Origin of the sequence: Jeotgalibaca caeni (assembly GCF_028863945.1) — a bacterium.
Classification (GTDB): domain Bacteria; phylum Bacillota; class Bacilli; order Lactobacillales; family Aerococcaceae; genus Jeotgalibaca; species Jeotgalibaca caeni.
The window spans coordinates 36,301-62,783 of record NZ_JARBEA010000009.1; the positions used below are offsets into that span (position 1 = coordinate 36,301).

Genomic DNA, 26,483 nt, shown 5'->3' on the forward strand with positions numbered 1-26,483 from the left:
TTCAGCTGAGCGCTCTATCGCAACGATAAAGGAGTTACCGTTCTGTTAGGAGCTCGTTCGCGTATGCTATCGCAACGATAGAGAACTTTTCGAATAAAAAAACTTTCTTACACTTCGAAATTCTGTTTGCGTTCCTTTTGCTGCTCAATCATTAGATGCAGAAGTTCCTTTACGTTTTCCACTTCCACCTGATCAGCATATCCCTCTAATAAGCCTATGTTCACATGCAGATCTGTGTAGCGACCTAATTGATCCTGAATGGCTTCGGCTTCTTTGCGAATCTTTTTCGCTTTCTTGGTCAACAACTCGCCAAAGTCGTCTGCTACATACCGTGCTTTTTTCGCCTGAATTCTTGTTTTATGCACACTTTGATAGTCTTCTAAGTCCAGTTGATCCATTCGCTTCTGTAGCTTCTTCATCCGTTTCTCCAGACGATTGCCCAGTTTCTTCTCCCAACCTTCCTCTGGCTGCCAGTGTTCTAGATATTGCTGGAGGGTATCGAACGTTGATTCAATCAAACGAACATTCTGAACATTAAACGTTCGGCGCATTTCCTTTCGGCGTTCCTTGTCCAGATATCGGAACAATTCTCGGTAATGAAGGCTTTGTTCCGGCTGTTCCAAAGCAATCTCACCGCAAACTTCTAATAAAACATCCAATTCTCGTACCGGTTCGTACTTCTGAGCGGTCTCGCGTAGCAAGCCATTCAAATTCGCATACGTTTCTTCCCCAAGTTCTTTTTTTACAAAGTTTAACAGCGCACGTAACTTGCGCGTTTGGACACGTAATTGGTGCGCCGTTTCTGGAACGTAGGGATTATTTTGGTAATTGCGGTAGGCACGCCGTAGTTCACCCAATCGATTCCATACAATTTGTTTACTCTTCTCCATTTTATTCACCACTTTTTTGCTTCTTTCGGAGCTAATTTCCAATCCAATTTTCCATTTGCACTGTTTTTGTCATCAAATACAATAGTCATTACGCCACCTTTAGGAAAAGGGACATGAGCACCGGTCAGTTCCTTCGCCCATAAACTCATAAAGGGTTCGTGGCCGACACACGCGATCGCAAACCCGTCTTCTTCTGCCTTCAGTTCTTGTAATAGTTCCTGGATGTCACCATTAGCTAAAAATTCTTTCTCTTCTGCTTCTGCTATTTGGACTGCTTCTGTCAAAATGGCAGCCGTCTCTTTTGCTCGCACAAGTGGACTTGTCCACACTTTCAATCCTTCCTTATCCTCCAGTAAAGGAACGAGGACTTCCATGAAAGCAGTGAATTCATCCACCCCTTTTGCGGTTAACTTGCGGTCAAAGTCTGATGGATGGGCATCTTTATCTTCTGCCTTTCCATGACGAACCAATATCAATTCCCCGATCATCTCGCTTCCTCCTTCTCGTATGGTTGCGTTTTCTTGTTTTTAGTATAACATGTTGTATTTGGAAACCCGAACAGAGTGATACAAAAAAAGACGACCGAAGTCGTCTTTTTAGATTACTCTATTATTAAGCAATTTGATGGTACTTCCATTTTCCGGAACGGAAACGGAATCGAATCAAGATCCAGCGAACGAATTGGTCGATGACGATGGCAATCCATGCCCCAATCAGACCAAAAGCAAACACGCGGATAAAGACGGTCGCTAGAACGACACGAATTCCCAAAACCCCGATGAACGTAGAAACAAGTGGGAAGCGGGTGTCCCCTGCTCCACGCAAGGATCCGGCAACAATCAGTTGGTTCGCTTGGAAAGGTTGAATAATTGCGGCAAGTCGAAGCGCAGTTGAAGCATTCTCAATTATCGCCGGATCGTTGGAGTAGAGCCCAACCAGCACTTCCGCAAAGAGGAACATAAAGATTCCTAATCCTGTCCCCGCCATACTTCCTAACATCGAAGAGTGGTGGGCATACTTTTCTGCCATATCTGGATTTCTGGCTCCTAACGCCCGTCCCACTAAAGCAGAAGCGGAGATACCAAAGGATTGACCAATCACAAATGACAGAGATAATATATTCATTCCAATTTGGTGCGCTGCGAAGATGACGGTTCCGAGTCCAGAAACAACTTGAACGAACATAATGATTCCTGCTCGCATCACCAACTGTTCCATAGCTGAAGGAAGGCCGATTTGAACTAAATTCTTCAGCGTTCTTCTAGAAAAGCTGAACTTATTCTTGAACGAGAAACGTAGGTCGCTCTTTCCAGACATGAGGTAACGAATCATCAAAATACTTGCGACAGAGTTCGCAGTAGCAGTCGAAATGGCCGCTCCTACCACACCTAATTGCGGTAAACCAAACAATCCATAAATTAAAATCGCATTCCCAAGAACATTCAAGAAGTTCACACGAATATTGATGCTCATTGGTACTTTTGTTTCCCCGATACCGCGTAATGATCCGGTTACCCCGAAGTTAAAGGACTGGAACAAATAACTCACACAAATGATACGGAAATAATCTTTCCCTATCGCAACGGTCCCAGGTTCTGCTCCCATAAAGGCCATAATTTGTTCTGCATAAATAAATCCAAAAAGTGCAATAGGAAGAGCGAGCGTCATACTGATAATCAATACATGCTTCGTCACGTTTTCCATCTGATCTTTTTTCCCAGCACCGAAGTAGCGTGCAATAATTGCTGTCCCACCTACGTTAAGTGCCTGAACGACGGCGAGGCCTAGAAATAAGGGTTGGTTGGTCACCCCAACAGAAGCCACCGCTGCTGCGGCATAGTCGGCGTCCGCTATATTTCCTAGCATCATCATATCAATCATCCCGAAAACAGAGCTTAGAATCAGTTCAATCAAGACTGGCCAAGCGATATTCATGATATCGTTATAGACAGGATTTTTGAAATTAAATTTCTTTTTCCTTATGCCCTCTGACATTTTTATTTCCACATTCTTTCTGTATTCATTTTTTCAAAATCTATTTTCCATTATACGCTATATTGGGTAATTTTCAAACAAACAGATTTTGATAGAATGAATCAATTTCGTTATATTTCAAACGACTGCCAGAATGTCTTGCGGTAGTTTTTCGAACGAATGACGGTAAACATGGTTGGAGCCGTTACTAGAATGATAGAAAAAATCAGTTTGCCAATGGCAGAAAGGTTCGACATCAATGAAACGACTAACAAAACAATCAAAGTTCCGACAATGAGGACGCCAAAAATTCTCATCGCTTGGACGATGTTTCCTCCACCACGATTATACAGTTCCGTTAAATTCTGCCATTCCACATTTAACAAGCGGTGATCCCGCACAAAGTAATACTCACTCAATCCATAAATCCCAATTCCCACTCCTGCTAAAAAGCATAAAATGAGCAACCATGGCAATTGGATATAGAGCATCATGGCTAAAGCAATGATGAGAGGCAAGATCAACTCCAAGGCAAAGGCAAACCAGAACTTGGTTTGTAAATAGTATTTCATCGAAAACGGCAGCGATTTGATGTAATCATAATTTTCTCGGTCTAAGGAAATGATTACCCCGACAATTGAAATTGCGTTCAAGGTCATGTAGGCATATAAATAGCCGATAAAGAAAATCAAGCCCCACCACGACTCCGCAGATAAATTCATGAATGAAAATCCTTCGCCGGTTAAGAGAGGTACAATCAACAAAACAGGAAAGACGACGTTAGAGCTCAAGTACTGCATCATCAAGGTTCCATCTTGAATCAAGCCGAAGTTATATTTCAATAACGTCTTTCTCATGGAGAGCGGTTGTCGGCTGGCTTGTCCTTTTTTACGTAAAACGGTGTGCTCACTTGAACGGTTCTGTTCGGAATCTTCATAAATTCCTGGAAGAATAAACTTGTAGACTAGTATAATTAATACTGCTACTGCAAGTACCCACGCACCGATCCCAATTAATCCACTCTGACTCATAGGATCACTGATAAAAGCATGCAAATAATGTAAGAAAGGAATGACCCGGTTATCCGGCAAAACTTGGCCGTATGTGTTTGGTGTATCAGAATACGTTAGCAAAAAGATAACTGCCACCAACCCCATACTCGAGATACTATACAAAACCGTAGTCATTACTTTTTTGTGTGTTTGGAATAAGGAGATGCGGCTAATCAGGTGGACCACTCCAATCGAAAACAAAAAGACAAACAACGTTACGATTAGAAATACTAGGAAAGATAAAAGGATATTCCCTAATAAAGGCCGACCTACATCTTGGCCTAAGTTAAAGAAAACAGCATACGTAGGAGCCAAATAGGGAATAAGCGTAATGACAATGACAACCAGTTTCGCCAAGAAGACTTCACTATTCTTAAAGGGCAATGGCAAATAATAAATTAAATCCTTACTCTCATAAAGCAAGTTATAAATAATATAGAACCCTTGGAGCATGGTCATCAAAATAAAAATGAGGGTATAGAAGGTAAAATAACCAGGATAAACGGTAAAGTCAAAACCAATCAACATGAGTCCATAGATGAAGCTGAATAAAACAAGAATCAAGACACTCTGCATAATCATCGACATTGGTGCAGAGAGGAAGGAACTTCTTCCATCAGCCTGTTGATTCCGTTTCTTCTCCAACAGTTGCGGATTGGCATACAGCAAGTTAACCTTTATCAGTTCAGTCAGCTGTTTCCAACGCATCGTCGCTCTCCTCCCTTCGTACCTTCTCATCTTGACGACCTGCCAATTTCAAATACGTTTCTTCCAACGATTCATTTTCGTTTTGCTCGAGAAGGTCTTGAATGGTGCCGTCATAGAGTACCTCCCCTTTTTTCAAAATGGCGATGTGGTTGCACAACTGCTGGGCCACTTCCAAAACGTGGGTGGAGAAGAGGACAATGTTTCCTTCCGCTGCGTGTTGCTTCATTAATTCCTTTAAGTCATAAGAAGCTTGTGGATCAAGACCGGTCATCGGTTCATCTAATACCCAGATTTTCGGATTCGGCAGCAGCGCACCGATAACAAACGTCTTCTGACGCATTCCGTGAGAAAAGGAAGCTATTACTTCATTTTGATGTTCTGTCATATCAAATAACGTCGTCAACGATTCCAGTTGCTTCTGCTTTGACTCTGCCGAAATTTCATAAGCGACCGCAATCAAATTCCAATATTCCGCCGCAGTAAGGCGAAGGAACATGTCGGGCGAATCAGGTACATAGCCCATTTTCTTCTTCATTGCTAGACGATTCTCTTCGAGCCGCTCCCCGTCAATCCAAATTTCTCCTTCGGTCGGTTCAATAATGCTTACTAGAGACTTAATGGTTGTTGATTTCCCAGCACCATTATGACCAATCAGACCAAAGATTTCTCCAGGCTGGATGGTAAAGCTGACTTCCTTTAAGGCTTTCTTTTCTCCATAATTTTTCGAAACGCGTTTGAATTCAATCATTGTCGTACTCCCTTCTTAAATAACTACCTCTATTGTACCGTTAAACCGAGGAGTTGAAACCAAAAATAAGCAGTTTCTATCCTGTTTTCATAAAAATAACCCCAGTTGATCCCTAAACAAGTTTTATGGATCAACTGAGGCTATTCACATTTTTTGACTAGATTATACCGGTAATCAAGATGACTCCTAACACTACAATCATGACCACAATGAACCAGCTCGCTGATGGATTCACGTAACGAACGTTCATCATCCACTAATAAAATTGAATACACTGTTCCTTCCTCCTTTGAAAACATCATCAAATAAGCGCAGGCTGAGCTCTGCTCTCCTGCGCTTACTCGATCGAGCCATTACACTCTATTCTCTATTATAACCGGGTGTCGTCAACTGCCGACAATACTTCATCAATCGCCTGTACGATTTCTGTTAGTGAACCTTCCTCGAAAGGTGACTTCAAGTTCGCAATGTCAACGAGTTCTAGGAAACTCTTTGTGCCGCCTACTTCACAAATGGCTATGTAGTCTTGCCATGCTTCCATGTCTTGGTCATGGATGGCCCGTTTCCAGAATTGGAACGCACACACTTGAGCCAAGGCGTAGTCAATATAGTAGAATGGCGTCGTGAAAATATGTCCTTGGCGGAACCACAATGTTCCTTGGTCTAAGAATTCATTCTCACTAAAATCTTTGTGGGGGTTATACATTTTTTCCAGTTTGCGCCAAGTTGCCTTCCGCTCTGCTGGGGTCATCCAAGGATTCTCATATACTTCGTGTTGATAGTGATCCACCAGCACTCCATACGGCAAGAACTGCAAGGCTCCTGATAAATGAGTAAACTTGTATTTTTCTGTTTCTTCTTTGAAGAATAATTCCATCCACGGGTAGGTGAAGAACTCCATGCTCATCGAATGAATCTCTGCACTTTCACTGGTTGGGAAGACAATTTCTGGCTGCGGAATCCAACGTGATTGGAACACTTGGAAGGCGTGACCCGCTTCATGTGTCAATACATCAATGTCTCCGCTCGTTCCATTGAAGTTAGCAAAGATAAAGGGAGAGTCGTATTCAGGAATAAAGGTACAATATCCGCCACTTGCCTTTCCTTCTTTGGTTTCCAAGTCAAGCAACTCATGGTCATACATATAATCAATGAAGTGAGCCGTTTCCGGTGACAATTCATGATACATTTTCTTGCCCATTTCCATAATATAAGCTGGATCGCCTTTTGGTGTAGCATTCCCATCCAAGAAATCCAGATTTAAGTCATAGTAATGGAGTTTTTCCACATTGATGCGTTTTGCTTGGCGTTCATATAGTTTATTCGTAACCGGCACTACTTCTTCCAACACTTGCTTCCGGAAGGTTTGTACCATCTCACGGTTATAGTCATAGCGTTCCATCCGCAAATAACCGAGCTCCACAAAATCTTTGAAGCCTAATGTTTTGGCAATTTGATCGCGTACTTTTACCAATTGGTCATAGATTGTATCAATCTCTGCTTCTTTTTCTTGGAAAAAGCGGAAGTACGCTTCTGAAGCAGCCTTTCGTACACTGCGGTCTGTAGATTGTTGGTAGGGTCCTAATTGAGAAAGGTTCAACACTTTCCCGTCAAATTCAATCTTCGCGCTGGCAATTAATTTATCATATTTGCTGCCTAACTCATTTTCTTGTTGCAACAAGGAAATGGCTTCAGGGCTGAACGTTTTTAGGCGGTATTCTGCCATTTTGAAGTATTGTTTGGTTAATACCAACTCTAATTCAACACGAAACGGTGAACCGAGTAGAGCGTGATAGTATTCATTATATAATTCCTCATACAAAGGACCATATTCGTTCCAATAATCATTCTCTCCCTCATAGAAGGAATCATTCGTATTGATGCTATGTCGTACATAGGCGATTTGAGATTGTTTCTCTGTTTCTACCATCAAATTTTTCATGACCGTAACGGCAGCGATTGCTTCGTCATCGTCTTTCGCCATCTTTAATTTTTCAATTGCTTGTTGTGCTGCCAACTTATAAGAAGAAAAATCGGGACGTTTGTATTCATATTCTGTAAACTTCATTTGTCAGCCACCTTTTCTGAGTTGTTCTATAACATAGTATACCAAATGTATAGAAATAAAAGACACATTCTCGAAAAAAATTCGGAAAGCACTTATCAACGCATGGAAAAAGTGATATGATAAAAAACGGAGAATTACTCAAGAGGCTGAAGAGGCCGCACTCGAAATGCGGTAGGCGTCGTAAGGCGTGCAGGGGTTCAAATCCCCTATTCTCCGTACTTAAAAAATCACGAGAGTGGGACAACAATCCCAACCTCGTGATTTTTATTTTAACTTTTTATTCCCAACTACCTGTTTCTAAATCGAAGCGGAAGGTTTGATTTCCTGTCGCATCATATTGGTACATACCAACCAAGTTCGTATGATCCCCTTCAGGTGAATCTGCATAGAAATCGTATTGGTATACATAATTGGACGGGGTACTTTCGATGATAAACGAGTAAGCCGGAAGGTCATACGCTTCCAGAATGAACGCCAATCCGCTTGCGGCTGTTTCAGATACATACCATGTTTGAGAGATTTCTGTTGGGATGACTTCTTCGACTTCGCCGACATCACGCTGGTGAAGCTGATCGTAAGTGAGTTCCTCTGTTTCTACTATTTCTACCGTTTCTACGTCTTCCACAAGTTCTTCTGTTTCTACAACTTCTGTGACTTCCTCCAATATTGGTTCTTCAGGGATAAATTCAGCGACTGGTTCTTCTATTAATACAGCCTCTTCATACTCAACAGATTCCCAGACTTCTTGTTCGACATACATCGGTACATGGATGGGTGATCCTGCAAACAATCCGTTCACGTGGCTTCCAGACAAGTTGCTGCCAGCTAGAACAATTCCAATAAACATACCGCTTGTTAGTAAGTTTTTCATGATGGCTCCCCCTATCAAAAAAACAGATGATCATTGCCTGTATCATGGATTGGAATCCCCCTCTCTATTATGTAACCGTTTTCCTTAATTCTATTATAAGCTATTTTATGCAATCTGTCATTTTTCTATTAAAAAAAGAAGACGCATCGATAGGCGGCGTCCCGCTTCTTACAACAACTTCAATTCCCATTCTTTTTCTTCAGAATGATAATAGTAGAATTCACTTAACTCTTCCGTTTCCATGACCTCTAGCATTTTCTCGAAATCATCTGCTAAAGGATACGTCATTAATTCTTCTCGCTTTACCCAAAAGACTTCTCCTTCAGAGGAAGAACGGAGCTCGCCATGATACTGATTCGTTTTATAGAAAAAGACCATGTAACGCGCATCATTTTCATCTTGAAATTGCTTCATGCCACATAAGACCGGTCGTTCAATCGTTAAGCCTGTTTCTTCCCAAACTTCTCGCTTCACTGCCTCTACAAAGGATTCCCCTTTTTCTACATGACCACCCGGAAACGTAATTCCCGGCCAATCTTCACTGCTTCTTTCTTGAACCAGAACATTTCCTTCATCATCATAAACCATGCACATATTGGTGAAAACTGCTAATTCATTTCTCGCCATTTGACTGCTCCATTCGATTCATTTTCTTAACTGTATCATAGGCAGTCTTGTTTTTACACAATGAACTTTTCTTTTTTGTTATTCCCATTCATACAATAAATACAAATAATCGTTCCTCTCTTGATTGGAAACAAGCGGCACTGCTGGTTGTTGTGTCATCGGGTCTTCAATACCGATGTATAAGGAAGCCGCCTCATCGAGTAGCACATGGCGCGGTAATTCAGTAACGGTTTTTATTTTCTTGCCTGGCAAAATCTTCGTCAGTTGTACATAGAGCGGAACCTCAAACAGCAACTCTTGATTTTTGTCATACCCATATAACGAAACCGGCCAATTCCAATACATCGGTGCCACTCCGTTATTTTCAAACTCTATCTTCACCTTCGTCGAATGACCCATAAATGGTTGAACGAGACTGAACTTGGTGATTCCAATCCGATAACCCATTACACGTGAGATCGCCTCTGCTTCCACAGCTGGTATGTTTGGTCCGAGAAAGGTGGTATGAGAATCGCGAATCAACTGAACCGTCTGTGCTTGATTTACACCAAGCATCGTACCCATTGGAATATCACTCGTGAATTCTCCGCCAATCGGAGCTGTTTTCCAGGCGTCTTCCATGGGCACCAAGGCTTCTTCTCCAGTTTGCTGGTAGACACCGCCGTTCTCCATCCAGTCCAACCACTCTTTGGTTGCTTGGGGATGTCCGGCCATATCGTTGTAGACACCCATGTCCCACTCCTCCGCAATCTCAAACGGTCGGCGCATCACCAATTTCGCCAAAGGAAAGGCGTCCACATAAGGCAATACGTACTGACGCCGGAGATCTGCTTTCGGTAATGGACGGACCCCGCCTTCTAGATACGTATGCCACTCTCCCCAATGACCTAGACTACCTAGTTGCACATAACTGAAAAAAGAATCTTTTCCATACCGCTCTCCCAGTTCCTTTATGGCTTCGGCATGATAGGCAATGAACGTCGGATTACTGTAATTGGGTGAGTATCCTTTGCCATACGCATGATCATAGAAGTCACCGTCCCCGCCTGTCTCTTCATATAACCAATCCGGGATATCCATATGTTCATCTGGCATCGGGTAATCACTTATAAACCGAAAAACGACATGCTTCCCTGCTGCTCGCCAATAAGACAAGTGATTTTCTTGTTCAATAGTCAAAAAATCAAAGCGGTCTTTCTCCGGCCATAGTTCTCGAAACGTCACATCTACATAAACCAGTTCATGTTCCAGCTCGTTCGATTGATTTCTTGCATCTGGAGCGAATCCCGTCAATGGACTTGATACCTTTTGCTCGGTCATTTCAAATGTTTTGGTAATTTGTTTATTCAGTAAGGACATCTCATTCCACTCCGCTACCATCAGGATAAGGACAAGCAGGAGGAGAGCAGCTACGATCCTTGTTCCTTTCTTCATAGCTCTCTCCTCCCCTTAGTCATGCTTCTTCGTCTGGCGTAACCGTTCCATTCTGTCGGCGAACTGAACCATTACTCCATGCCGCTCGATTTCCTGTAGCGGCTGTTGGGCGATTACGTGATAAATCAAATTTTTCGTGTACCAGTTCAAACGCCAGTAAACAAATAAGCAGAAGAGTCCAGCTCCCAAAAGGAACCCCATTCCGTAGTAACTACTCTCCCACCCTTTACTAATGAACGTACATACATTCGTGCTTACCGCCAACACGACTGCTCCACAGAAAGCTCCCAGATGGTCCTCAAAATACAAGAGGATTAACATCGTGCTATTCCCAATTGCATACAAGGCATACCCGATACAAAGAATACGGAAAATGCCCAACATATCACCGGTAAACCCCAGCGCCATGTTGTCCAGAATAACCGTCCCGATGGTAATGAAAAAAATGGTCGCAATCACTTGTTTGACGAGCAAGGCTTCTAACTCGTCATGCAGAACCCGAAGCATTTTCTTTTCTTGATAGGCAATGTCTGTAATCGTTCCACCATCGTTCAATAAGGAGAAGTATCGGCGATACTCGGGATAAAACCGAACTTCTACCGAAATGACAAAACTAATGGACGTGATCAAGGTCGATAAAATGGCGACTAAAGCTGAAACGTCATAGGTTGGCGCCCCACGAAACCAACCCATGACCGTTACTTGTAGCGGGCTAAACCACATGATGAAGAGGTGCCCGTACAATCCAACCGGGATGAGCATTCCTAAGAAAAACAATAACGGATGGTGCTCAATCCAGCGCAAGAAATGGAAAGGGGAATGTTTGCTCGGCGAAAAGTATTCCAGCAGCAACGCGTAGTAGCGAATACCCATGACTCCATATGCTGCCCACGCCGCTCCAAGCAGCGCGACCGTCGTATCAAGTTTCGTAAAACGAGTAAGGACAAACCCTACTGCTATGAGTATTCCAATCGCTGCCGCAAAGGTCACCATGACATTTTTGTAGTCATTGACCGCTGATAAGTACGTCATTTCAATCCAAACAAACAATACAGTCATATAAAATAAAAAGGAAAGGACTTGATAAGCAAAGGGAATTCCTGAAAATAGTAAAAAGGTTCCATAGAGGAGGCCGCCGACGAGGAGGGCTAACCCTGCACTCCCATAAAAGGATGGGAGTACCAGATTCTTTCGTTTTAAATACAAGGCATCCGCTACGTACCGGGTGCAAATGACGGACAAAACACTGGACGTGATGAGAGAAAATAATAATCCATAGGTCAGCAGTGACAGAAGCATTTCCCGTTCTCCTAGAGGAGCACCATCCATTTCTGCTAGCTTCAATACCGCAAGTAACAGGAAGATCCCCAGTATCATCGGCCCGGATATGACGGAGCTGGCATAGCTATATGCGCGGATACGAGCAGCAATCCCGTCTTTTTCAAATAATCGTTTTAGTTCAAAGCCAATGCCTGCCATTGTTCCAACACCTCCTCATAATTTGTTTCATAGTGACGAATCATCTCATCACGGCGGTAATGGTGCTGGACGCGTTGCTTGCCAACTTCTCCCATCCGAAAACGTAGTTCCGGGTTCAGGCAGAGCTGCTCCATCCGTTGGGCTAACAGTTCAGAATTCATCGGTGGAATCACAAAACCAGCACGTCCATATTCATCTCCCGGGAAACCTTCCAATAGTTCGCGGCAGCAACCGACATCGGTGGTTACACAAGGCCGTCCTGCAGCTAATGACTCCAAAACGGATAAAGGTTGCCCTTCAGAAATACTGGTCAAAATTGTAAAGTCCAGATGTTCCATGTAGCGAACGATATCTACATTTCCCGTAATGGTTACATCAGTAATTTGCAACGCCTTGATTAAGTTTTTGCATTCATTGTAATACCTCTCATCGTCAATCCCTCCCAACAGATGAAAACGGGCTTGCGGGACGGTACGTTTCAGCTCGTAGAACCCATAGAGCATGGTCTTAATATCCTTGATCGGATGGAACCGCACGATGGCGCCAATGTCTATGCTGCCGTCTCCTTCCTTGTGAGGAACGAGAGCGAAGCGTTCGACATCAATCCCGTTTCGAATCACTTTCAACTTCTTCGTTTCACTGCCGAGTTCGGCTTGCATCTCTCCTGCGCGGACGAAAAGTGACGTTACCGAAACTGCTTCATGGTACGCAATTTGCGCCAGCAGGTTGAACAAACGAATCCAGAGTGGCTTGAAGTAGGAGGAAACCCATGTAGCTCGGATAATTTCTTCTTCCCGTTCACGTGTGTAGATGCCGTGCTCCGTTAACACAAAAGGCTTCTCCTTGACCGCTGTCGCAATCGACCCGAGTAGACCGGCATATCCAGTCGACACAGCATGATATAGATCCGCTTCTGGAATCTCCTCGGAGAACATATGCAAGATTGGCAGAAACATCGACCGAATGGCATGGAAGAACTCAGCCATTGGAATGAACGGATATTCCTTTTCTACCATCTGATAAATATCTTTCAGGAACACCTCGCTTGTCAGAAATTGGTGTACGTGGCGTCCTTTGCTTCCATATACATGAGACAATTTTGCTAAATCAGGAAATTCAAAATGGAACAACGCTTGATGTGCTTCGATTTCTTCTAACGTAAGTGGTTTTTCTCTTCGCCTTCTTCGACCTGGAGGCTTGGCTGAAGCCTGATCTAAAAATACTTCCCTTACTTCAATAACATTTTCCGGCAATTCATACTTAAAGTTCCCTTGATTTTCTATACTTGCTCCAATAACCCACAAAATAAATTCGTGCTGCGGCATGGCCTTGATGTAACTGTCGGCCCATGTGGAGACACCACCGCGTACATATGGGTAGGATCCTTCTAAAATCAAACAAATTCTCACTTTGTTTCGCCCCCTTCTATTCAAACGTAATCGTGACCGTTGCCTCACTTGCTTCCAGCAAATATAATTCGCCGCCAATGGAGGTGAGTTTCCCACCCGTCACTGATTGAATTCTGTCTTCTCTAATCCGGACCATTCCATAAAATTGATCATAGAAATTCTCAATTTCCATCCGAAACTCATTTTCACCTTCGATTCGTTTTAACTCGACCACATGATATCGTTGAACAGCTCGGGCTGCATCGCTCGCCTTTTGATGACGTAATTCTGGGGCCGCTTCTTCGAGCCAATCCAAGTAGCTGAGGAACTTTTCCTTTAAATATTCCCATCCTTTATCGGCGCCACGGTCTTTATCCAGCAGATCATCTGGGTGGAAAAAGATACTATTGACATAGTGAAACGTCAGCTCGTTAAGCCCTAGCCACTGATCGTAAATGGAAAGGTCCAGTCCCGAAACGGTACGGGGCAGCTCGACAATCCCATCTGGAGCAACGGTGAATTCTTGCTCGTATTCATTTCCAGTTACTACATAGAGTCCAGAGATTGTTTTAATACCAGGCAAGTCGGTCGTAAAGCGCTCGCGGGCTTCGCTCGACAAAATGTTAGAAGGCGGCACATATACGCTCACTTCTTGGTTAGGAAATAGCCATTTCGTATTTTCAGCCAAGGTATTCATTGCTTCCATCATGTTATCGGTCGATTCCCATGGTTGATATCCCAGCGCAGGGTCAAGTGGAAAATCATCAAGGACGAGCGGCTGATGATTGTAGCCGTGATACCCAATCTCTCCGCCTAGTGATAGGAGCAAGTTGCCATAAAAGGTAAACAAGTGCTTATCAACCGGCTCATTATAAGGCGGTGCTGTACTGTTCTTGTACGTATTGATCATCATATTGGTAAACGGAATCTCATAATCACGAGAAATCTTCATAATATCGGGTAACCAAATATTGGCAAAGAAGGAGGGAACATCCATGTCGTAGAAGCGACTAATGGATTCGTGGTGCCCTTCTGGGAAAGGCGCGGGGAAATCATCAATGAAGTAAACCGAGGAATTAATAACGGGGTAGGCGAAAACATCCAGCAACAAACTATATTCTGCTGCCAACATGCCTCGTGTTGTTTTTTCAAACATGTCAATATTGTTGACGACGATTCGCCCCTCCCCTAGCTCCGTTTCCCAAACGATTGGCGTATCCGTTTTTTCTTGCATAATATGTACGGTGGAACCTTCGGCAATTTTTACATTCATCGCATACGTAGAGAAGCCTTCCAGGTCATATTGAAATCCTTTTGACCCTACCATGAAGTCTGTTTGAATCTCCATTTGTTCCACCGTTATTTCACCTGGTTCAAATGACAAGAGGCCAAACTCTTCCTGATATTCACTCATAGCCCTGGCATAGGCATTCGGAATAATCGTTAGAAAACGCCCACCTAAACGAACCCAGTCCATAATCTCCTCTAACCCGCCTTGGTTCATTAAGTGATCCATTTGAACACTGCTCAAGACCACCGTCTGGTACGCTTGCAAGTCTGGGAATGGTTCGCTGTCTGTTTCTTTAATCGTGTAGACATCATAATCTACATCCATGGTCGTCAACACGTACGTGATTTGCTCGGTATAAATCTGAGAGACCTCACTCTCATCAACCAGCAGCAAACTCTCCTTTTCCTGCCCGATTGTCTCGATTTGACTAGCAAGATACGCTTGGGGCAACTCTTCCATAGCAGACTTTTGATCCCCTGCCACAATCCCGAACCGTTCCACCATCACAAAAGCTGCAATCAAAATCAGTAATCCCACAAATGCGTGAGTCATGGTAACGAATCTTCGTTTCAAAGATACTCCTCCTCTCTTATGCTAGCCAAAAAGCAATCACGCTTCTGGTATCAGGTGACAAGTAAACATGTGTGGCTTCTGCTCTTGAGATTTCCGCTCGCAAAGCAGCAATGTTTTGTTCCAAGTAGTAGTACTTCAGTTTTGATAAAAATAAAGTCTCATCATCCGGCCAGGTTTCTTGTGCTTCTACCAACCATTGGAATGCCTTTTCGAACAAACCTAGTTCGAGTGCATTGTCGACCGCAATGACACAATACGTATAATCCAACGCTCCTGCTTCTAAGTAATCGGTCAGAGTGGTATCGAGGTGGCGTCTTTGGATTCGTTCTGCATTTTCAGGTAAGAGACCACTCTTGATATACTGATCCAGCGTTGTGATATACGCTTTTTGGCTATCTTGCGTTTTCATTTTCAGCATGTTCGCAGCTTCGTTTTGAACACTTACCTCATAGTCGTTTTGAATCTGCATCAGTGCCGCCGAAGCATAGTGACTGACCTCTGTATCCTCGCTTAGGCAACTGCGCCGCAAAACTGCAACAAAGTCGCTCGGATTTTCTTGTACCAAACTCTTCATCAATTGACGTCGCAACATTGGATCTTCTAAGAGGAGTGCTTCTTCCAAAGAAATGAGTGTCTTCGCTTCCACTTCGTCTTCAACGAATGGACGTGTTAAAAATTCTGTCTGGTGCTCGAAGCGCTGCAAGTCCAACGCCCGGCTCCCTGCTTTCCCGTTCTTGACAGCAGAATGAGTAATCCAGAGCACCACCATTCCCCATACCGGAATGACACCTGCTAAAAAAAATACCTCAGTTGGTGCTTGGATTCTGTTTCTTTTCTTTAGAAAGAAAATTCCGCAACAAGCGGCTCCATGTACCAACACAAAAGAAAGAAAAAATTGATTGATCGACATATCTTTCCCTCCTTCTTATTGGCTTATCCGTTCTTTTGCGATTCCAGATTGCATCGCCTCCATCGTTACGATTTGTGGCAACGACGAAACGAATTCCTTTTCTGTAGATTGATAGAGGTGATGAATGGAAGAACTCAACAAAATTCCCGTCAGCTTGAATAAGTTTTCTTGATACGCATTCAATTGATCAAATGGCACATCATGGATGACAAAAAGAATGGTCGATTGCTCGTCGAGGATAATCGGGTAGAGATACACAGGTTCTCCTGCTTTTTTGGTTTTATTCATCCAGCCTTCGTTTTTGCTTGCTGCCTTTTGAAGCAGTGCAAAATTGGAAATCGTTAACTTTTCTGGGATTTGATTTTGGACAGCCGTAGATGCGGTAATGCGGTACGCTACCATGGAGTTGTTTGTGAGGTGATAAAAACTGAGGCTGTGATTCTGGAGTAATTCTTCGATGCTATGGAGGGCTTCATGGAAATAACGGGCAGGTTCGGCCTCTTCCAATTTTCTCAACGTAGAAAACAATCGGGCAAAGTTTTCTTGTGAACTAATGACTTTCTTCTCAATCTGAAGCTTGCTGTTCATCAGTTCGCTGTAGCGTTCATTCAAGAACACATAACGATCCGCCCATGATTCGTTTTCTTCCGTCAAGTTGGTCTCTGTCGTACGATGTTGATCGCGCAGGAAGCCTAACGTTGAACCAATTAATAAGTACAAGGCAAAAGGAATCCAGTTGGCAACGTTGTATAGTAACAGGCGCCAATCCATTTCTAAGGCGGCGTAATCCAAGAACAAGGCAAGTTGGGCGAAAACAGCGGCAGAAATTCCTGCTTTGTGTCCATGCGAAGCGGCAATGAAGACAACGAACACCAAACGGAAGTCAATGGTCCGGAAAGGAACCAGTCCGCTTGCTACAGTACTCAAGTAGCTCATCAAGAGATACCCGAGAACCATTTCCAAAGCAATAAACCATGTCGTATGGTTCTTCCGCAAAGATTGCCAATACTCCAAAATGGTGGTGCGATGCTTCGTTGCTGTCTTTTCAATTTGCTCCATTGCAAGGTCAATTTCATCCCTTACATCAAGTTGCGGACTCCAGCGAAATGCTTGAAAGGCAGGATCTGGATCAGCAGGCGGCGTTTTTATCCAGGGCATTCCTGAAAGGTAGATTTTTGCTTCTGGTCGTTTATTTTGTAATACTTGGGCAAATTCTTCGATCGTCAAACGGGTTTTTCCTGGTACTTCTAAGTGGGATACTTCTCTCTCCGGTTCCAAGAGGAGTCGTTCGATGAGAATGGCTAAATCTATTTGCGCTAAAAAGCTGATGCTCTCATGCGGCGTTCCGTCGAGGTGGATTTCATTTTCTGTAATCAATTGGGTTAAGGTATGGTGTAAATAATGATGTTGAGAAGCACTGCTGAATAAAAAGGGGATGTGAAGCACAGTTAGAGGGAGATGAAACTGTTGCTTGTATAGGGAACACAGTTCTAAACAGGTAGAACGAATTCTGCTTTCTTGATTTATTTCTTGTTCAAATTCATTGGCAGAAGAGACAATGATTATTTTCTTCACTTGATAGGTCGTGGCCGCATCCAAAATTTGGACCAACTTGCCTACTTCATCCATTTGCGAGGGGCCTTCTTCAGGTCGGTTCAAAAAGTACACGATATGGTCACATGCATGGGCAGAAAAAACACTATGGATTTGTTCTTGCCAGTGCTTTGGAGCTAATACCTTCGTACGTTCATCTGAAGCAATTTGATTCGTATGGTTTCCAACAATTAAGAGATGGCTGTGTTTCTTTAGGGGCTGATAGAATCGTTTGGACAACGAATCAACGTGTCCGGTGATGATTGTTTTCATGATGGAGTCCTCCTTTGGGGGGAAAGAAAATGGGGGCCGCACGTGGGGGGGTGAATAGCGCTTACTTTTTATTAGGTTAATATAGCACGTCCTCCTTCCATTGTCACGTAAAATTCCAACAATATTAAAAGCAGTTTAGAAGCGCTGCGCTTTCTTCGCAAAATGTTGTTTTTACCCTATAATGAGAAAGGATATTATTTTGATAAAGGAGTTTAGAGATGAATATACAAAAAAAGCGGTGGAAAATGCCATCTGCTTATACAGTTTTACTGGGAATTATATTAGTTGTTGCCGTCCTTTCTTGGATTATTCCGGCAGGCACATACGAAACAGATCCCGATGGAACGATTATCGCTGGAACGTATCAAGTTGTGGAACGTAATCCGCAAGGGTTGCTGGACGTCTTCATGGCACCGATTAAAGGAATGATTGGGACAGAGACTACGCCTGGTGCCATTGAAGTGTCCTTGTTTATTTTATTTATTGGTGGATTCTTAGGGGTCGTGAGCCAAACAAAAGCTTTGAATGCGGGAATCACCCAAATTGTGAAACGCAACAAAGGGAAAGAAAAGATGCTGATTCCAATCTTAATGGCCGTCTTCCTGTTAGGCGGGACAACGTTTGGGATGGCGGAAGAAACGATGGCCTTCTATCCTTTGATTATTCCGGTTATGGTTGCGGTCGGGTTTGATGTAATCGTCGCAATTGCAGTGGTGTTGTTAGGTTCTGGGATTGGCGTACTTGCTTCAACCGTCAATCCGTTTGCGACGGGCGTTGCATCGCAAACACTCGGCATCACACCTGGTGATGGAATTTTCTGGCGTCTCCTCTTGCTGGGTGTCCTGTACCTCGTTGCGGTCTTCTATGTGTACCGTTATGCCGCTAAAGTAAAGACCGATCCAACTTCTTCTCTTATGCACGGGATAGAAACCGAAGAGTTAGACGATCCCACGTCTGCTTCAGAAGTTTCTTCGATTACAAAACAACAAAAAAGGGTACTGGGACTCTTTATCTTTACCTTCTTGCTGATGGTTATTGGGTTGATTCCTTGGTCCAGTATCAATGAAAATTGGACATTCTTCGAGACCTTCCACCAATGGCTAATCAGTATTCCTTTCAGCCAAGCGATTTTAGGTCAACAAAGTGCTCCTCTTGGAACGTGGTACTTTGAGGAAATTACCTTATTGTTCTTCGTCATGTCGATTGTAGTAGGCCTCGTTGCCCGTCTTTCGGAAAAGGAAATCGTCTCCCATTTCTTTGAGGGAGCCAGAGATTTCTTAGGTGTTGCTCTAGTAGTTGGCGTGGCACGCGGCATTCAAGTAGTGATGAATGAAGGGATGATTACTGCAACCGTCCTTCATTGGGGTGAACAAAGTCTAGCTGGCCTTTCCCCTGTTCTGTTTATTATCTTTACTTATATCTTCTATTTACCAATGGCGATTCTCATTCCTTCCACTTCTGGATTAGCGGCAGCAACGATTGGGATTATGGGACCTCTCGGAGAGTTCGTCGGGGTGCCGGATCACTTAGTTATTACTGCTTATCAATCCGCGAGTGGCTTAGTCAACTTGATTACGCCGACTTCTGGTGTGGTGATGGGAGCATTGGCTCTTGGAAACATTCCGCTAACAAAATGGTGGAAGTTCACTGGTAAGTTAGTGGCTGTGATTTTCATTGTAACGTGTATCGTCTTATCGATAGGCGTTCTAGTAAGTTAGACAAACGAAATAGACCCAATCGAGTCTCTAAGAGAGCAAACTCGATTGGGTCTTCTTTTATCGATTAGGATTTGTTGTCGTCCAGCAACTCATCTTCTGAGTCCACACCTACGTCTTCCAATGCTTCATCCAGTTTATCAGCTGGAATCGTTTGATCTCCGTTTGGCTCGTCAGCTGAACCATGCACATTGCCTTCTGTTACAACAGGATCATTTTCCATGTCAGATGAATCGAATGCTTCTTCGGCTTTGCCGACATATTCATCCTTCATTTCTTTAGCTTGATCAGCCACTCTGCTCATTTTTTCTGTTCCGGCTTCTTTTAAGTCTTGAGCTTTCTCCATGCCGGTTTCTTTCCAGTCATGCGCTTTTTCAGAACTTACTTCTTTTAAGTGTTGGGCTTTTTCCATCCCTACTTCTTTCCATTCTTGCGCTTTTTCCATACTCGTTTCTGTTACGTCACTAAACTTGTTTTTGATGTCTTTTCGTAGCTCTTTACCAGATTTCGGTGCCAATAATAATGCGGCTACTGCCCCTGCTGCTGGTAAGAGAATCATCTTCGCTATTTCCATTTTCTTCACTTTAGCAGGCATTGCGTGACTGATTCCTTTTGCAATTTTTGCGTCAGCCTTCATTTTAGACTTGGCTAACTGGTGAGCGGAAGGAAGATAATCCTTAGCTACATCCATTGCGTCCATTGCATAATCCTTACTCATGTCCATCATTTTTGATACTTTCATCTTGTTCGTGCTCCTTTCAAAACCATCTTTTTTGAAAAAGAAATAGAAAGCTTCTACCCATACTTTATACCAAAATTCGCTTAATCCAAAATAAAACGATTTTTGAAGCAGCAAAAAACGAGCATATCCCTAAAAAGGGACTTGCTCGTTTTCAGAATTACTCATTTTCTTCTAGTTTGAAGTTTTTCACTTGTTCTTGCAAGTTCACAGCGATTTCTGACAAGGTTTCGCTTGCATTCGATACATTTTGAGAAGAACGGAATTGTTCTTGGGCAATGGCAGCTACTTCTTCCGTTGTAGCGGAATTTTCTTCTGCAATGGCAGACAAGTTTTGTACGACGCCAGACAGCTCATTGTTCTTCGTCATGATGTTATCAGAAGAAGTTTGCAGCTTCTCAACGACTTCCTTGTTCTTTTCAATTGCATCGGCAATGTGTTCGAACTTCACTTTGGTTTCTTCTACTTTTTGACCTTGGTTGGTTAACATTTTCTTGGTCTCATTCATGACTTCTACACTGTTTAAGGACGTTTCCTTCAACTCATTGATTACTTTCTTGATTACTTCGTTGAATCCGCGAGATTCTTCGGCCAGCTTCTTGATTTCATTTGCCACTACGGCAAAACCATTTCCAGCTTCACCTGCACGCGCTGCTTCAATGGAAGCGTTGAGAGCCAATAAGTTTGTTTGTTCTGCAATTGCTTCTACCATACCGCTCGCTTTTTCAATTTCTTGCGACTTGCGGTATGTTTCTTCAATCGTTTCATTTACTGCCCCATTGGTTTCAGTCGTTACGTGAATCAGTTCAATCAATTCTTCCAATACGGCATGACCTTCATCTTTCGTTCTTTCAATGTTGTCGGTTGCTTTGACTAATTGAGTCAGAATTTCAAAGTTCTTGTCCACGATGGTTTGAATGTTTTCTACGTTTTCGGAAGCTTCCTGAGTATCCGTTGCTTGCGCCGTCGCACCTTCTGCAATATTTTCGATTGCGGTGGCAATTTCATTTGCGCTTGCTGCAGAATCTTCGGCTGTTGCAGTAAGATTTCCAGCAATCGAAACAACATTATCGGAACTATTCGTAATCTGAGCGATGGTTGATTTCAGATTGCTCTGCATTAATTCTAATGCACGAGCGATATCACCGAGCTCATCTTTTTTCGTTGTATCTTTTTTCGTTAACGGCGAAGTGTAGAGAATCCCGTTCGAAATGTCTTTCGCCAAGATACTGCTATGGATTGCTGTATCCCCAAGGCGTTTGGAGTATAAGTAAATCAAGATCGAAACGATAATAACTGCAAGGACGGCAACTAGGACAAAGAGTTGGATGAGCCCCTGTAGTGATTCATCAATCCTAGCAGTCTCTACGTTAATTCCCATTAGCCAATCGGTTTGCGGTACGTGGTTGTAGTACATCCGATAATCTTCGCCATGGAGTTCGTAATTCTTCATGCCTTGCTGGGCTTGTTTCTCTGAATTAATGGAAGTAAGAGTGTCTGCAAGTTCTCTGTCTGCCTCATCAGCGATGTTTAGCTTCATGATTTTCTCTTCGTCTATATTGGAAATATAAACCCCTGATTTATCAATGACAAAGGCTTCGGCATCAAAGTCCAATTCAGTTTCTGCAATCAAGTTACCCACAACTGAAATATCAACGTCTACCGTTACTACCCCAAGAAGCGAACCAGGTCCCCGGTACATCGGTACAGCGACCGTAACCATTGGTGCAGCGGTAACTGGGTCCGTATAGGAAGCCGTCCAACCACCATTACCTTGTGAACCTACTTGGTACCATTCACTCGCATGAATATCAAAACTGCCTACTGTATACTCACGGCTGGCAATGGCTTCGCCACTTTCATTGACCATCGTATAAGGAGCGAATTTTTCCATATCGCGGTACGCATTTGGCGCAAACCAAATTCCCATCCCAACTGTTTCTGGATATAGTTCTGCAGTCTTCTTGAGCAAGCTATCGAATTCTGCTTCATCTGCTTCTTCATAAATATTTTCTACCGTACGAGCAACCGTTTCTGCTAATGCGCGCTCCTTCACCATTACCTTGTCAATTCCATTGGCACTTGTGCTCAGTTGAAGATGCATCCGCTTATCTAATGCATCCATGATTGTATTGCGGGAATAATTAAAAGTAATCAGACTGATGATGGTAATCGCTAACAAAATAGCCGGAATAACCATCATCAGCATATTTTTTGTGAGCTTCGGTAAGTTACTCTTCTTTCTATTCGGGCGATTCATTTTATTCAACTTCAACTTTTTCTTTATCGGTATCTTCTTCATCGGTTCCCTTTCCATCTCCATCTATGTATATTTTCAGCTTCTTTATCTATATCGGAGAGGTTTCGAAATTATTAAGGATAAATATCACAATATCGATACCCGTTTGGCAAAGGGACCCTTTTGAAGCTTAACGATTTAATCGAGCCGCCTTGCTATTGCCCATTATGGAACGAATCTCCGCATCAGAAACCAAGTTAAAGTCTCCACTAATCGTCAGCTTCAATACGCTAGCAGCCAACGCGTACTGAATGGTTTCTTCTGGACTAAATTCGTGAATCAAGCTGTGGACAAATCCTGCTCCAAACGCATCTCCCGCAGCTACCCCTTCCATTACATGAGGGTGATAAAGATTGGTTTCATAAAATTGTCCATTTTGATACAGCATGGCCATCCACTCACTGTCCTCTACCGAATAAATATTCCGCAAGACGCTTGCAACGGTATGGCAGTTCGGGAACTGTTCGGTCACCATTCGCATGGCGTTTTGATACTGTTTCTTTTGCTCCAGCGCTTGGCCATGATTGCTATCAAAGGCTTGGATTCCGAGCGCCGCTTCAAAGTCTTCGTCATGAGCCAAACAAACAGTCACATAATTCATGGCTTTCCTCATGAAGGCTTGTGCCTTTTCCGGTGCCCACATTTTCCCGCGATAATTCAAATCGCAGACCACTTCAATCCCTTGCTTCTGACAATACTCACACGCTGCTAAAATAGCTGCTGCCATTTCGTCTGAAACTGCTGGTGTCACTCCTGAGAAGTAAAAAAGTGTGACATCCTTAAATATTTCTGCCCAATTAAACTCGCTCTCTTTTGCTAAGGAAAACGCGCTATGTTTGCGGTCATACACGACATTTGTAGAACGAACGCTCGCTCCTTTTTCAAAAAAGTACAATCCTAATCGGTCACCACCACGTAAGACATGATCCGTTTGGACGTTGTATTTGCGCAAAACGGAGAGGGCCGAATCCCCTAGTAAATTTGCTGGCAACTTTGTGAGATAGGTCACTTCATTTCCCAATAACGCCAAAGAAATGGCTACATTTGCTTCCGCGCCTCCATACGTTGCTTCAAAGGTTTGTGCTTGTAAAATGCGTTCATGAGCGGGTGGCTTCAAACGCATCATCATTTCTCCAAATGTTAATACTTTCATCTTCTTCTCCCTTTCTACTTCTTGCTATATTCTTGGTTCAACTCTTGAATAAACGGTGTAATCTTCTCATCGTAATCCGGATAAGGAAACGAAAAAGTTACAGCGACTTTTTTCGCATAGGTGCGAAATAGTTCTTGGCATTGAATGAGTGCGTTAAAAAGATGTTGGTAACTGTCCGTTTGAAAGGTCGACAGGAGCGTTTGCCAATCGTCTTCCTTTACATGCGGCTCCAAGAACTTATATTGTTTGCCCAAACTGAATGTATAGCCTTCTCTTGCACCGATTTCCCATGCCATCATCTTCAGTAAGACAGGACGAAGATATTGATGAAGATAATCAGCCGCATACAGAAACTCTTTTCGTGCGAGTCCTTTCGCCACATACGTACTGATCCACCAGAATTCATTGGAACAATCCTCATAGTTTTTCTGGGTCGGCGGTTTGATCCAGTACTCTTTGTCAGTCGGTATAATCGGTTCTTCCAAGCGTTGATCCTTATCCAAAAGAACCTTCACCAAGCCATCACTCTTTGCGAAGTAATCTGCCAGCTCTCTGAGAGGGATGAGCTTCAAGTCAATCCGGTTGCCGTCTTCAAACAGCATCAGATAAGAAAACCAATTCCCTAATGTGGCAGGATATAAAGTCGACTCCTCGGGCTTTTGCATCATGAAGCGCGGTCCAAATACCTCCAGCCACTCTTCATTGGCACGAAATGCAGCTACATCCGGAACAAAATAGGAAACATCATAGTCCTTATAAGGATCATCTGGAATAGCTGGATTCGCTCTGGACCCTTCCAATGTTACGAATCGAATGCGCTCTTCTTTTTGCGCCACTTTTAATAGGAGATCCATCATTTCCTTTTCCGTACGCATTTCATTCGCTCTCCGTTTCTAACTCTTTAATAAAATGAACGGTTTTGCTGATCATGTGATAACCAACCATTTTATGAAACGTATGGCTGAGAACATTTTCGCATTCCGCATCTGATGCAATTTCTGTGCATCCTTTCTCTCTTGCTCGTACTAGTTCACTCGCTACCTTTTGCTTTCGGTAATCGGTTTCACAAAACAATTGCTGTGCCATTCGTACGAGAGCGGGCAACTCTGCTGCTCGAACTTCCCTTATTTCCATTTACCGCCTCCTTTTCGAGTAAAGCCTTGCTTCTATTATACCGCTTGAGGAGCGAAAATGGACTTTTTTCTTTCCATCACGTATGCTCTAGTGGAGGTGGAAAAGATGAAATTAACCATACGAAAACGCACACTAGGTACTATTCCACTCTTGGAAGTTGTACCTAAAGAAAAGCGGAATCAAACATTGCCGCTCATTATTTACTACCACGGCTGGCAGTCGGCGAAAGAGCTTAACTTAACCCAAGCACGTCATTTAGCACACGAGGGGTTTCGGGTAATCTTGCCTGACGCAGCCAATCATGGGGAGCGCAAGCAACCGATCTCCAAAATCCCTTCTTTAACTTTCTGGCAAAGCATCCATACCAACTTGATGGAATTCGGCTATATTCTCCACCATTTCCAGAAAATGGGATTGGCAGGTGATGAAATAGGCGTTGGCGGAATCTCGATGGGCGGAATCACGACTTGTGCCCTTTTGACGCATCATCCTGAAATCAAAGCAGCTGCTTGCGTGATGGGTTCACCGAAGCCTCTTGCTTACCGCGAGCGAATCGTCCATCACGCCACAACAGCTGGTCGTTACTTTCCAGATGACTATCGAGATTTGTTGGATTGGGTTCCGAAGTACGACCTCTCCCTGCACCCAGAAACGATTGCCGGTCGCCCGCTCTTCTTTTGGCATGGACAACAAGATCATGTGGTGCCGTACGATGACGTAGTGGAATTCGTCGAAGAGCATCCCGAAAAAGCGAATATTCAGTTCATCGATGAAAATGAAGGACATTTAGTGAAAGTAGAGACAATGGAAAAAGTTGTCACATTTTTCACCGCACATTTACGTACCTAACAAGCAGTCCTGAAGTTTCGTTGCGATAGATGAGCTGAGCTCCGTGCTAGCGCAACACAACAACTACTATCGTTGTGATAGAAGAGTCGAACGGGACGATATCACAACGCAAAGGCTCCTATCGTTGCGATAGCCCCACTGAACGCGGTGCTAACGCAACGATAAAAGTGACAACGAAATGAACGAAGGAGAGTGGGACAAAAGGCGTTTAGCTTCGAAACTTCTAACGCATACCATATCCGTAGGCAGCTAAAGCTGCAACGGCTATGGCAACTGGAACGAAAAAGCTCCGATGGTCGTAGACCATCGGAGCATTAGTTCGGAAGCACTGTGGGCTCACGCCCAAGTGTATCATGCTTGTAAGCTGCTAAAGCAGCAACAATCATGACAAAGTGACATCGGAGCTGCCTTTTAGGGCATGTTTACGGAGCAAATATTCGTATGTAGAAGAGGAGGCTGGGACAAAAGCCCCAATCCTAAAAAGTTCCACACCATCGAACGACTAAATGGTGTGGAACTTTTTTTACTTTTCGCAAAGATTTTTAAATACAAAAAGAACACCCTCTGGTAAAATTAGAGTAACGACAAACTAATCTCAGGGGGTGTTCTTTATGTACAAACAGTATACTATAAACCAGGTGATTTTGCCTCTAGATTTGGAATTTAAATTACAGAAAAATGATGTCGCTTTTGCCGTGAACGACTTGGTGGAAAG

General features: G+C 43.4%; 21 protein-coding genes, 1 tRNA gene and 1 pseudogene. 4 read left to right on the forward strand and 19 right to left on the reverse strand.

The window, feature by feature from the left end:
* Positions 1–107 precede the first annotated feature (107 nt).
* The 6 genes from PVE40_RS03300 to PVE40_RS03325 form a co-directional block, all read right to left on the reverse strand.
* Entirely contained in the window at positions 108–890 is a 783-nt protein-coding gene (locus PVE40_RS03300) for a CHAD domain-containing protein (protein WP_274730451.1), read from the reverse strand.
* Positions 891–895: 5 nt separating this feature from the next.
* Positions 896–1,378 carry a SixA phosphatase family protein gene (locus PVE40_RS03305; protein ID WP_274730452.1) on the reverse strand — a complete coding sequence of 161 codons (483 nt, stop codon included), beginning with the start codon at positions 1,376–1,378 and terminating at the stop codon, positions 896–898.
* 124 nt (positions 1,379–1,502) lie between these two features.
* Positions 1,503–2,885 carry an MATE family efflux transporter gene (locus PVE40_RS03310; protein ID WP_274730453.1) on the reverse strand — a complete coding sequence of 461 codons (1,383 nt, stop codon included), beginning with the start codon at positions 2,883–2,885 and terminating at the stop codon, positions 1,503–1,505.
* A gap of 110 nt (positions 2,886–2,995) precedes the next feature.
* Positions 2,996–4,624, reverse strand: coding sequence for a hypothetical protein (locus PVE40_RS03315; protein ID WP_274730454.1), 1,629 nt, complete (start codon positions 4,622–4,624; stop codon positions 2,996–2,998).
* Positions 4,602–5,372, reverse strand: a complete 771-nt coding sequence (locus tag PVE40_RS03320; RefSeq protein WP_274730455.1) for an ABC transporter ATP-binding protein — start codon at positions 5,370–5,372, stop codon at positions 4,602–4,604. The genes PVE40_RS03315 and PVE40_RS03320 overlap by 23 nt, the downstream gene beginning before the upstream one ends.
* 370 nt (positions 5,373–5,742) lie before the next feature.
* Positions 5,743–7,440, reverse strand: a complete 1,698-nt coding sequence (locus tag PVE40_RS03325) for a M3 family oligoendopeptidase (RefSeq protein ID WP_274730456.1) — start codon at positions 7,438–7,440, stop codon at positions 5,743–5,745.
* Positions 7,441–7,568: 128 nt separating this feature from the next.
* Here PVE40_RS03325 and PVE40_RS03330 point away from each other — a divergent pair.
* Positions 7,569–7,656, forward strand: a tRNA-Ser gene (locus PVE40_RS03330).
* A 61-nt stretch (positions 7,657–7,717) separates the two neighbouring features.
* Here PVE40_RS03330 and PVE40_RS03335 read toward each other — a convergent pair.
* The 8 genes from PVE40_RS03335 to PVE40_RS03370 form a co-directional block, all read right to left on the reverse strand.
* Positions 7,718–8,311 (reverse strand): hypothetical protein, encoded by a 594-nt coding sequence (locus PVE40_RS03335; RefSeq protein WP_274730457.1) that lies wholly within the window; start codon positions 8,309–8,311, stop codon positions 7,718–7,720.
* Between the two features lie 168 nt (positions 8,312–8,479).
* Positions 8,480–8,938, reverse strand: coding sequence for an 8-oxo-dGTP diphosphatase (locus PVE40_RS03340; RefSeq protein WP_274730458.1), 459 nt, complete (start codon positions 8,936–8,938; stop codon positions 8,480–8,482).
* A 78-nt stretch (positions 8,939–9,016) separates the two neighbouring features.
* Positions 9,017–10,372 (reverse strand): DUF4832 domain-containing protein, encoded by a 1,356-nt coding sequence (locus tag PVE40_RS03345; RefSeq protein ID WP_274730459.1) that lies wholly within the window; start codon positions 10,370–10,372, stop codon positions 9,017–9,019.
* A gap of 15 nt (positions 10,373–10,387) precedes the next feature.
* Positions 10,388–11,851 carry an exopolysaccharide Pel transporter PelG gene (pelG, locus tag PVE40_RS03350; protein ID WP_274730460.1) on the reverse strand — a complete coding sequence of 488 codons (1,464 nt, stop codon included), beginning with the start codon at positions 11,849–11,851 and terminating at the stop codon, positions 10,388–10,390.
* Positions 11,827–13,260, reverse strand: coding sequence for a GT4 family glycosyltransferase PelF (gene pelF, locus PVE40_RS03355; RefSeq protein ID WP_274730461.1), 1,434 nt, complete (start codon positions 13,258–13,260; stop codon positions 11,827–11,829). The genes pelG and pelF overlap by 25 nt, the downstream gene beginning before the upstream one ends.
* Positions 13,261–13,276: 16 nt before the next feature.
* Positions 13,277–15,103 (reverse strand): DUF2194 domain-containing protein, encoded by a 1,827-nt coding sequence (locus PVE40_RS03360; RefSeq protein WP_274730462.1) that lies wholly within the window; start codon positions 15,101–15,103, stop codon positions 13,277–13,279.
* 16 nt (positions 15,104–15,119) lie between these two features.
* Positions 15,120–16,013 carry a hypothetical protein gene (locus tag PVE40_RS03365; RefSeq protein WP_274730463.1) on the reverse strand — a complete coding sequence of 298 codons (894 nt, stop codon included), beginning with the start codon at positions 16,011–16,013 and terminating at the stop codon, positions 15,120–15,122.
* Positions 16,014–16,028: 15 nt separating this feature from the next.
* The gene (locus PVE40_RS03370; protein WP_274730464.1) at positions 16,029–17,879 is read right to left on the reverse strand and encodes a hypothetical protein; all 1,851 of its coding nucleotides are present in this window, start codon (positions 17,877–17,879) and stop codon (positions 16,029–16,031) included.
* Between the two features lie 218 nt (positions 17,880–18,097).
* Here PVE40_RS03370 and PVE40_RS03375 point away from each other — a divergent pair, with 218 nt between their 5' ends.
* Positions 18,098–19,597 carry a YfcC family protein gene (locus PVE40_RS03375; protein WP_274730465.1) on the forward strand — a complete coding sequence of 500 codons (1,500 nt, stop codon included), beginning with the start codon at positions 18,098–18,100 and terminating at the stop codon, positions 19,595–19,597.
* Between the two features lie 64 nt (positions 19,598–19,661).
* Here the strand turns inward: PVE40_RS03375 and PVE40_RS03380 are convergent, their stop codons facing one another.
* From PVE40_RS03380 to PVE40_RS03400, 5 genes are all read right to left on the reverse strand, one after another.
* A complete protein-coding gene (locus PVE40_RS03380; protein ID WP_274730466.1) occupies positions 19,662–20,336 on the reverse strand; it encodes a YtxH domain-containing protein in 675 nt (224 codons plus the stop codon).
* Between the two features lie 157 nt (positions 20,337–20,493).
* A complete protein-coding gene (locus tag PVE40_RS03385) occupies positions 20,494–22,635 on the reverse strand; it encodes a methyl-accepting chemotaxis protein (protein ID WP_274730467.1) in 2,142 nt (713 codons plus the stop codon).
* 127 nt (positions 22,636–22,762) lie between these two features.
* Positions 22,763–23,785 carry a sugar kinase gene (locus PVE40_RS03390; RefSeq protein WP_274730468.1) on the reverse strand — a complete coding sequence of 341 codons (1,023 nt, stop codon included), beginning with the start codon at positions 23,783–23,785 and terminating at the stop codon, positions 22,763–22,765.
* Positions 23,786–23,799: 14 nt separating this feature from the next.
* Positions 23,800–24,660, reverse strand: coding sequence for an aminoglycoside 6-adenylyltransferase (gene ant(6), locus PVE40_RS03395; protein WP_274730469.1), 861 nt, complete (start codon positions 24,658–24,660; stop codon positions 23,800–23,802).
* A gap of 1 nt (position 24,661) precedes the next feature.
* Positions 24,662–24,919, reverse strand: coding sequence for a hypothetical protein (locus tag PVE40_RS03400; protein ID WP_274730470.1), 258 nt, complete (start codon positions 24,917–24,919; stop codon positions 24,662–24,664).
* A gap of 105 nt (positions 24,920–25,024) precedes the next feature.
* On the opposite strand from PVE40_RS03400, the gene PVE40_RS03405 reads away from it, so the two are divergent.
* Positions 25,025–25,768 carry an alpha/beta fold hydrolase gene (locus tag PVE40_RS03405; protein WP_274730471.1) on the forward strand — a complete coding sequence of 248 codons (744 nt, stop codon included), beginning with the start codon at positions 25,025–25,027 and terminating at the stop codon, positions 25,766–25,768.
* 611 nt (positions 25,769–26,379) lie between these two features.
* Positions 26,380–26,483: pseudogene (locus PVE40_RS03410) on the forward strand (transposase); the annotation flags it as partial.

Bases quoted from the DNA above. Each gene is read 5' to 3' on its own strand.
- PVE40_RS03300 (WP_274730451.1), bottom strand. From the start codon at position 890: ATGGAGAAGAGTAAACAAATTGTATGGAATCGATTGGGTGAACTACGG.
- PVE40_RS03390 (WP_274730468.1), bottom strand. From the start codon at position 23,785: ATGAAAGTATTAACATTTGGAGAAATGATGATGCGTTTGAAGCCACCC.
- PVE40_RS03345 (WP_274730459.1), bottom strand. From the start codon at position 10,372: ATGAAGAAAGGAACAAGGATCGTAGCTGCTCTCCTCCTGCTTGTCCTT.
- PVE40_RS03405 (WP_274730471.1), top strand. From the start codon at position 25,025: ATGAAATTAACCATACGAAAACGCACACTAGGTACTATTCCACTCTTG.
- PVE40_RS03340 (WP_274730458.1), bottom strand. From the start codon at position 8,938: ATGGCGAGAAATGAATTAGCAGTTTTCACCAATATGTGCATGGTTTAT.
- PVE40_RS03385 (WP_274730467.1), bottom strand. From the start codon at position 22,635: ATGAAGAAGATACCGATAAAGAAAAAGTTGAAGTTGAATAAAATGAAT.
- PVE40_RS03365 (WP_274730463.1), bottom strand. From the start codon at position 16,013: ATGTCGATCAATCAATTTTTTCTTTCTTTTGTGTTGGTACATGGAGCC.
- PVE40_RS03320 (WP_274730455.1), bottom strand. From the start codon at position 5,372: ATGATTGAATTCAAACGCGTTTCGAAAAATTATGGAGAAAAGAAAGCC.
- PVE40_RS03315 (WP_274730454.1), bottom strand. From the start codon at position 4,624: ATGCGTTGGAAACAGCTGACTGAACTGATAAAGGTTAACTTGCTGTAT.
- PVE40_RS03310 (WP_274730453.1), bottom strand. From the start codon at position 2,885: ATGTCAGAGGGCATAAGGAAAAAGAAATTTAATTTCAAAAATCCTGTC.
- PVE40_RS03370 (WP_274730464.1), bottom strand. From the start codon at position 17,879: ATGAAAACAATCATCACCGGACACGTTGATTCGTTGTCCAAACGATTC.
- PVE40_RS03400 (WP_274730470.1), bottom strand. From the start codon at position 24,919: ATGGAAATAAGGGAAGTTCGAGCAGCAGAGTTGCCCGCTCTCGTACGA.
- PVE40_RS03380 (WP_274730466.1), bottom strand. From the start codon at position 20,336: ATGAAAGTATCAAAAATGATGGACATGAGTAAGGATTATGCAATGGAC.
- PVE40_RS03375 (WP_274730465.1), top strand. From the start codon at position 18,098: ATGAATATACAAAAAAAGCGGTGGAAAATGCCATCTGCTTATACAGTT.
- pelG (WP_274730460.1), bottom strand. From the start codon at position 11,851: ATGGCAGGCATTGGCTTTGAACTAAAACGATTATTTGAAAAAGACGGG.
- PVE40_RS03305 (WP_274730452.1), bottom strand. From the start codon at position 1,378: ATGATCGGGGAATTGATATTGGTTCGTCATGGAAAGGCAGAAGATAAA.
- PVE40_RS03325 (WP_274730456.1), bottom strand. From the start codon at position 7,440: ATGAAGTTTACAGAATATGAATACAAACGTCCCGATTTTTCTTCTTAT.
- PVE40_RS03335 (WP_274730457.1), bottom strand. From the start codon at position 8,311: ATGAAAAACTTACTAACAAGCGGTATGTTTATTGGAATTGTTCTAGCT.